This is a genomic window from Candidatus Eisenbacteria bacterium, from assembly GCA_035712145.1.
In the GTDB taxonomy this organism is placed as follows: Bacteria; Eisenbacteria; RBG-16-71-46; order RBG-16-71-46; family RBG-16-71-46; genus DASTBI01.
In genome coordinates this window covers 26,698-34,214 of record DASTBI010000156.1, presented here as the reverse complement: position 1 = coordinate 34,214, position 7,517 = coordinate 26,698, and the positions used below count along the sequence as shown (strand labels likewise).

General features: G+C 67.6%; 4 protein-coding genes. 1 reads left to right on the top strand and 3 read right to left on the bottom strand.

What is annotated here, in order from left to right; all coding sequences use genetic code 11:
* Positions 1-324: 324 nt before the first annotated feature.
* Both VFQ05_09775 and VFQ05_09770 read right to left on the bottom strand, forming a co-directional pair.
* A complete protein-coding gene (locus tag VFQ05_09775; GenBank protein ID HET9327049.1) occupies positions 325-1,344 on the bottom strand; it encodes an NAD-dependent epimerase/dehydratase family protein in 1,020 nt (339 codons plus the stop codon).
* 102 nt (positions 1,345-1,446) lie between these two features.
* Complete coding sequence (locus VFQ05_09770) at positions 1,447-2,823, bottom strand: FAD-binding oxidoreductase (GenBank protein HET9327048.1); 1,377 nt, start codon at positions 2,821-2,823, stop codon at positions 1,447-1,449.
* A gap of 206 nt (positions 2,824-3,029) precedes the next feature.
* Here VFQ05_09770 and VFQ05_09765 point away from each other — a divergent pair, with 206 nt between their 5' ends.
* Complete coding sequence (locus tag VFQ05_09765; GenBank protein ID HET9327047.1) at positions 3,030-4,997, top strand: hypothetical protein; 1,968 nt, start codon at positions 3,030-3,032, stop codon at positions 4,995-4,997.
* 93 nt (positions 4,998-5,090) lie between these two features.
* On the opposite strand, the gene VFQ05_09760 is transcribed toward VFQ05_09765, so the two are convergent.
* A complete protein-coding gene (locus VFQ05_09760) occupies positions 5,091-7,472 on the bottom strand; it encodes a T9SS type A sorting domain-containing protein (GenBank protein ID HET9327046.1) in 2,382 nt (793 codons plus the stop codon).
* Between the last annotated feature and the right edge of the window lie 45 nt (positions 7,473-7,517).

Here is a 7,517-nt window from a genome sequence, read left to right as displayed (position 1 = left end):
GCTGGTCGTCGGAATCAAGACGTGCCCGAGGGTGAGAACGACCAGCGCAACGAGAATCCACCGCCAACACTTCATCTTCTGCTCTCCGCGATTTCGGTGTTGGCCCCCGGTAGACCCAACGCCGAGAAACGACACGACCTTCCCGCGGCGTCCACTAGGCGCCACAGAAAGGTCGAAAAACAGCCTATCGCCCGGTCATGGCAATCGGCCATAGGACCCTCAGCCACGGTCAACAGTCCGAGACAGGCCGAGGCTAGGCTTCGTCCGCCGCCGGGGTCAAGAGATTGTTTAGCACCCTCGGGGAATCGCTACGGGATGGCTGACCTACACGACGGCCCGTTGTCTCCAGGCCGCCAGCACTTCCGCCTCGCGCTTGCGAGGTAGGGCTGGCGGGATCTTCACGCCGAGCTTCTTCGGATCCACGGTCCTTTGCCCCTCGGCTCGTGCCCAAGCCAGCGTGTCCTGGATCGTGTCCTTCAGCCGCCGGTACTTGAGCCCGGCGGCGATCGCGCGCGACACGTTCACGGTCTCGAAGGCGTGGAACTGCACCGGCACCCACAGCGGCAGCTCGCTGAACGGGCCGACCTTCTGCTCGAGCAGGAATGCCTCGTCAATCCAAACGAAGTGCACGTGAGTGTTGGCCACTTCTCGACAGGTGTCGAGATAGGCGCCCATCGTCAATGGCGTTTCCGGCCCGGTCGCGTTGAACACGCCGCTCGTGCCGCGATCGGCGAGCTGCACCAGCCACTCGGCCAGATCGCGCACGTCGATCAGCTGCACGGGGCGATCCGCTGGCCCCGGGGCCAGTACGTCTCCGCCTTCGGCGATGCGCAGCGGCCAGTAGCCGGAGCGATCGGTCGCGTCGTGCGGACCGTAGATCAGTCCGGGGCGCACGATGGCCGAGCGATTGTGGAACGCTGACCGGACCTCGCGCTCGCTCAGCACCTTGTAGGGACCGTAGGTCTCGCCGTTCACTTCCTCGGGCGCACCCTCGGGTAGCTCGGCTTCTTCGTCGTCCTCCGTGAGGCCAGGCTTCGTGGCGTCGGCGTAGGCGTTGATGCTGGAGATGAACGTGTAGTGCTGGACCGCGTCCCTGAGCAGCTCGCAGCCGGCGCGCACCACGCGGGGCAGATAGCCGGAGGGGTCGATCACCGCGTCCCACTTCCGGCGTTCGAGCGCCTTCAGGTCTCCGTCGCGATCACCGACCAGCCGCTCGACCTTGGGGAACAGATGGGGATTCGTGCGGCCACGATTGAAGAGCGTGACTTCGTGGTCGCGGGCGAGGGCGGCCTCGACGATGTGGCGCCCGAGGTAGAGCGTCCCTCCCAGGATGAGCAGCTTCATGTGGCCTCCCTGCGTCGATCGGCAGCACTTCCACCGTAGCACAGGGTATTTCCGGCAACTCATCCGCCCCGGGGCGGATAGGTGGGGGGAACGCGTCTTCCTCTACGGCCGCACGTTCTGGTTCAGGCGAAAGAAGTTCCCGGGATCCCACGCGCGCTTGAGCGCCACGAGTCGCTGGTACTTCGCGTCGCCGTAGACCGAACGCGTGACGTCGTCCCCGACCTCCGCCACGTCGTTGACGTACCGGCCCTCCGACTCGTAGGGCTTCGATTCTGCCATCGCGACTCGCCCCCATGTCCGGCACTCGTCGTCGCGTGCCTCGTCCTTCCACAGGATCTCAGAGCCCATCCAGAAAGCGGCCTGGCGCCCGGAGAATGCCGTCGCCTCTTCGGGAACGCGAGCGATGGCACGCCCGCAGGCCCACACCGTGTACCCGCCATTGACGCCGCTGGGAACCCGAGGCATGTGCTCGACACAGCGGTCGATGAGCTCGTCGGGAAGCGAGTTGATGAAGGCACTCTTCATGTAGAACCGGTATCCCCATCTCATCGTCTCGTCGTTCATCCGTTGTGCCGTGAGATAGGGCTTCACCCGAATCGTGTCGATGACGGCAGGTCCGAGCGCGTGCAGCGCGGCGATATCGCGCTCGGCCGACTCGGGCGAGCCGACGTGGTGCACGGATACGAACGCGATAGGCTTGCCGGCCACTTCGGCAGGCTCCGCGGTGGACGCGAGCTCAAATCCGAACGAGGCAAACAGATCGTCGGGCCCCGAGTCGACGATCTCGCGGAACCGGGCTGCGAGCTCGCGCGCTCGCCGGGCGGGGTATATCACCACGCCGTGAGTGATCTTCCCCTCGAGTGGATGGAGTCGGAACTCGAACGACGTCGCGATCCCGAAATTGGCACCCGCACCACGGACTCCCCAGAACAGCTCAGCGTTTTCATCGGCGCTGGCCCGCACCTGGCGTCCGTCCGCGGTCACCAGGTCGACCGAGTGCAGGCTGTCCACCGTCAAGCCGTACTTTCGTTGTAAGCGGCCCATTCCACCGCCGAGCGTCAGGCCGGCGACGCCAGTGTGCGAAACGACCCCGACCGGGCACACCAATCCGATCTTCTGTGCGGCTTCGTCCAGCTCGCCGAGCAGTGCTCCGCCGTTCACGCGAGCGATGCGCCGCGCTGGATCGACTTCCGCGCCGCGCATTCGCGACAGATCGATCACGATGCCGTCGTCGCACGTCGACAGTCCTGGAATGCTGTGTCCGCCGCTTCGCACGGCGACGAGGAGCTCCTGCTCGCGCGCGAACTTCACGGCGGTCACGACATCGGCCGTGGACGTGGGCCGGACGATGAGCGCCGGATGGCGGTCGATCATGCCGTTCCAGATGACCCGCGCCGCCTCGTAGCCGGGGTCGCCGGGACGGATGACATCGCCGGCGAAGCTCCGGGTGAGCTGGCTCAAGCCGCTCGATGTCAGCATCTTCGAGGCCCCCTTACGCGCACGCTGATCCACCCTAGCACAGGGTATTTGCGGCAACTCACTTGCGCCGGGGCAAGTTCGAGCCCCCGGCCTGTGCGTTTCCTCGATCGATCCCGTTCACCGAAGTGGGCGGCCGCCATCTCCCGGTCTGGCGGCGGCCCGGCCGGCCGCGCCGAGGCGGCTTTCGGAGGATCAGGAGGTCGTCGATGAGAACCTGGATTCGCAACGCCAGTGTCATCGCCCTGGCACTCGCACTCTGTTCAACTCTTGCGCTCGCCACCGACGTCGACGGGCCGGATGACTGCGTGAAGGCGCCCGCACCTCAGGACTTCGGCGATGCACCGGAGGACGTGCTGGCCTATCCCGGCGGCGTCGTCGGCCACTTCCCCACTTGCCGTGCGGGCGGTGCGCCGGGGAACCGGACGTTCGCCTGCCCGCCGATCAGCACGCTGCCGGGAGCCGCAACCGGCCACGTGCGGCACGTGCAGCCAGCGGGAAGCAGGATCTGGCTGGGATGCACCGCGGGCATGGTGCAGCCCTTCGGGATCGACGGCGAGCCGGACGGCAAGGTCAACGACACGGGTGGTGGGATCAGCTCCTGCGCCGGCAACAGCGTCGACTGCGTGGCGTCCTACGGCGTGATGTCGTGGGGCCAGGACGAGGACTACAACACCGATGACGCCTGTCTCTCTTCACCGCCGACATTCAAGGCATGCGGTCCCGGCAACGTGGGCTGGACCATCCGCGCCTACAACTGCGACGCGGTCCCGCACAACGCGGTCCTCAACATCCTGGCGGACTGGAACCACGACGGCGACTGGAACGACAACATGATGTGCGGCGCGGGGTGCGCGTTCGAGTGGGCGGTGAAGAACTTCCAGGTCACGCTCCAGCCGGGATGCAACTCGATCTTCGTGCCGACCTTCCGCGTGGGGCCGATTCCCGGGCCGGGCTGGATGCGCATCAGCCTGAGCGACAACGTGGCCAATGACGACTACCCATGGGCCGGATCGGAGACCCTCCTCGGCCAGGCGATGCAGAACGGCGAGACCGAGGACTTCATCATCACCATCCTGCCCTCGGAGCAATGCCTCAGCTACGAGGACTGGGGCGATGCGCCCGAGAACGCCACGGCGTATCCCGGCGTGATCGGCCACTTCCCCACCTGCAGCGCACCGAGCGCCCCGGGAACTCCGGACGGACCCTGCCCGCAGCTCGGCCCCATTCCCGGACCCACCGGCTATGTGCGCCACCTCTCGGCCGCAGCGGACCAGGGCTTCTGGCTGGGGTGCGAAAACGCCGCCTCGCTGGGCGTGGACTCCGAGCCCGACGGCAAGATGAACGACACGGGTGGCCTGCTCTCGATGTGCAATCCGCTGTTGCCGGTGGACGTGGTGGACTGGTTCGGCATGACGTGGGGGCAGGACGAGGCCTACGGCGATGGTGACGCGGGACTGCTCAGCCCGACGACGGTGTTGTTCAAGACCTGCGAGCCGACCACCATCTCCTACCAGACCACCAACTGCGGCACGTCCCCGGTCGACGGCTTCCTCAACATCATGATCGACATGAACGAGGACGGCGACTGGAACGACAGCTTCATCTGCGACACGCCAGGCGGGCCTCAGTGCGTGTACGAATGGGCGGTTCAGAACCAGGTGGTGGTGCTCCTGCCCGGCTGCCAGAACCAAGTCTCACCGCTCTTCCGGATCGGCAACCGCAGCGGCAAGGGGTGGATGCGAATCTCCATCAGCCGCGCGCCGGTGCCTCAGGACTTCCCGTGGAACGGCTCGGTGAGCGCGCCCGGCGGCTTCCTGGTGGGCGGTGAGACCGAGGACTACCCGGTGATGATCCGGTTCGCCAACGTCGCGGTCGGCGACGACGAGAGTGCGGACGCCAGGCTCCAGCTCGCACCGGTCGTTCCCAACCCGGCAGTCGACAAGGTCGGCGTGCGGTTCACGCTGCCGCGTGCGGCCGAAGTCTCTCTGGCCGCTTACGATCTCGCCGGCCGCAAGCTCGCCGATCTGGCGCAGGGTCGCAGAGAGGCCGGCGCGCACCAGGTGAGCTGGGATTTCCGCAGCGAGCGCGGCCGCGAGCTCAAGGCCGGATTCTTCGTGATTCGGCTCCGTGTCGGCGACCGGACGATGACCCAGACCGGAATCCGGGTGCGTTGATCTCCCTCGGGCGGGCTCGCTCCCCGCCCGGGAACAAGGAGGGCCGCCGTCGCTCGGACGGCGGCCTTTCCTTGGGAACGAGTCCGGTTGGAATCAGCGCATCAGCACCAGTCGGCGAGTGATCCGCTCGCCCAACGCTTCGAGACGGACGAAGAAGAGACCGGGATTCGCGCCGGCCACGTGCGGGTCCCACGTGACCACGTGACGGCCGGCGGTGCGCGTGTCGTCGAGAGGCCTCGCGACCAGACGGCCCTGGAGATCGTAGATGCTGATCCGCACGGGCGCGGCGCGCGGCAGCGCGAGGGTCAGACGTGCCGGCCCCGTGGTCGGATTGGGCGACGGCGAGAGCTCCAGCACGCTCACTGGCCCTTCTTCAGCCACGCCGACCTGGGGATTGACCACCACGGCGAATCCGGAGTGCGGATCACCGCCGACCGTGCTGAACTGGCCTCCGAGATAGACCGTGCTTCCGCTCACGCACAGCGCGCGCACTATATTGTTCGCGTTCGGGTTCCAGGTCGTGGCCGCTCCGGTCGTCAGGCTCAGCTCCCCGGCACGACCGCGGGCCGCTCCCCCGATGCTGGTGAAGGACCCGCCGGCGTAGATCGTGTTGCTGCCAAGGCCAAGAGCAACGACCGAGTGGCTTGCAGCGGGGTTCCAGCTCGTCGCCATGCCGGTCGCGGCATCCAGGGCGGCGATCCCACTGCGCGACTGGCCGCCGATCGTAGAGAAGTCCCCTCCTGCGTACACCGTGCTGCCGCTGACCGCCAGGGCATGCACCGCCGAGCCGGGGTTGGGATTCCAGGACGTGGCCGCGCCATCGGAGTTGATCGCGGCCAGGTAGTTCCGTGGCTGGCCCCCGATGCTGGTGAATAGACCGCCCGCGTAAACGGTCGTGCCGTCGACGGCGAGCGCCCACACTCTCTCGTTGGCGCCAGGGTTCCAGCTGGTGACGGCGCCGGTCACAAGGTCGACCGCGGCCAGCCGGCTGCGGGATTGCCCACCGACGGCCGAGAACAGCCCGCCAGCGAAGAGCGTCGAGCCGCCGATGGCCATCGACGCCACGTCCCCGCCGGTCACGTTCGGGTTCCACGCGGTCGCGCTCCCCGTCGCCGGGTCCAGCGCCGCAAGCCCGGCCCTGGACTGGCCTCCGATGGAGGTGAAGTTTCCGCCGGCGTAGATCAGTCCTCCGCTCGCGATCATGGCGAAGATCGAGTTGTTGACGCCGGGGTTCCAGGACGTGAGCGCGCCGGTCGTCGCGTCGAACGCGGCGGCACCTCTTCTTTCGATGCCTCCCGCCATGGTGAGCGTTCCACCCGCGAAGACGGTGCTTCCCGAGACGGCCAGGCACTGGATCGGCGCGTCGGGAGCGGGATTCCAGGCCGTCGCGACGCCTGTGCCTGCGTCGATCGCGACCAGGTTGTCGCGAAGCTGCCCGGCGATGGAGAAGAAGTTCCCCCCGGCGTAGACCGTCGATCCGTCCACCGCCAACGCGAAGACCGAGGTCATCGCGCCGCTCGACGGATTCCACGCGGACAACGAGCCGCTGACGGCGTCCACCGCGGCGAGCCTCAACCGGGTGACTCCACCGATCGAGGTGAAGTTCCCCCCCAGGTACACCGTCGAGCCGCTCACCGCCAGAGCCAGGACGCCCTGGTTCGCGTCCGGATTCCAGCCGGTCGCGGCCCCGGTGCCGAGGTCGAGCGCCGCGACGTTGTTTCGCGGCTGACCGCCGATGCTGGTGAAGATACCCGCCGCGAGCAGCGTCGATCCATGGGGCACCACCTTCCGGACATCGCCGTTCGCGTCGGGGTTCCAAGCGGCCACGGCCCCAGTCGAAGGATCGACCGCGGCCAAGCGATTCCGCGGCTGCCCTCCCACGGTCGTGAACTGGCCGCCCATGTAGATCGCCCCGCCGCTCGAGGCGAGCGTCCAGACCGTCGCGTTGGCAACGGGGTTCCACGCGGTTGGCGCCCCGGTGGCCGCATCCAGCGCGGCCGCATTGGTGCGCGCGACTCCCCCGACGCTCGCGAATGCCCCACCGATGTACACGGTGGAACCGGTCACAAGGATCGAGTAGACGGCTCCGGCCACGTCAGGGTTCCACGAGGACAGAGTGAAGTCGGGGTTCAAGCGGGCGATGCCGGATCGAGCCACCCCGCCCACGCTCGTGAACTGCCCTCCGATGTACCACCCACCCGCGCCGTCTGGCGCGACCGCCAAGGTCGCGCCGTTCGCGAGCGGGTACGCCAACACACCACCGGTCGAGGCCGAGATCGGCACCGCGGTGCCGGTTTGGGGGCCGACCCGGTCGAAGCTGCCGGCCACGTAGACCACGCCGTTCATCTCCGCGATGGCGTAGACGTTGCCATTGACCCCGTAGAAGTCGTCGCGGATGACCTGCGCCGTCGCCGTCTGGGCGGACAGGCAGAGCAGGGCGAGGAGCGCAGAAGAACGGACATGGCGAGACAGCATGCGACCTCCAAGAGGCTTCGTCGATGGCCGGGGGACGATCCCCCG

Excerpts from the sequence above, each read along its gene's own strand:
- VFQ05_09765 (HET9327047.1), top strand. The coding sequence starts at position 3,030 with ATGAGAACCTGGATTCGCAACGCCAGTGTCATCGCCCTGGCACTCGCA.
- VFQ05_09775 (HET9327049.1), bottom strand. The coding sequence starts at position 1,344 with ATGAAGCTGCTCATCCTGGGAGGGACGCTCTACCTCGGGCGCCACATC.
- VFQ05_09760 (HET9327046.1), bottom strand. The coding sequence starts at position 7,472 with ATGCTGTCTCGCCATGTCCGTTCTTCTGCGCTCCTCGCCCTGCTCTGC.
- VFQ05_09770 (HET9327048.1), bottom strand. The coding sequence starts at position 2,823 with ATGCTGACATCGAGCGGCTTGAGCCAGCTCACCCGGAGCTTCGCCGGC.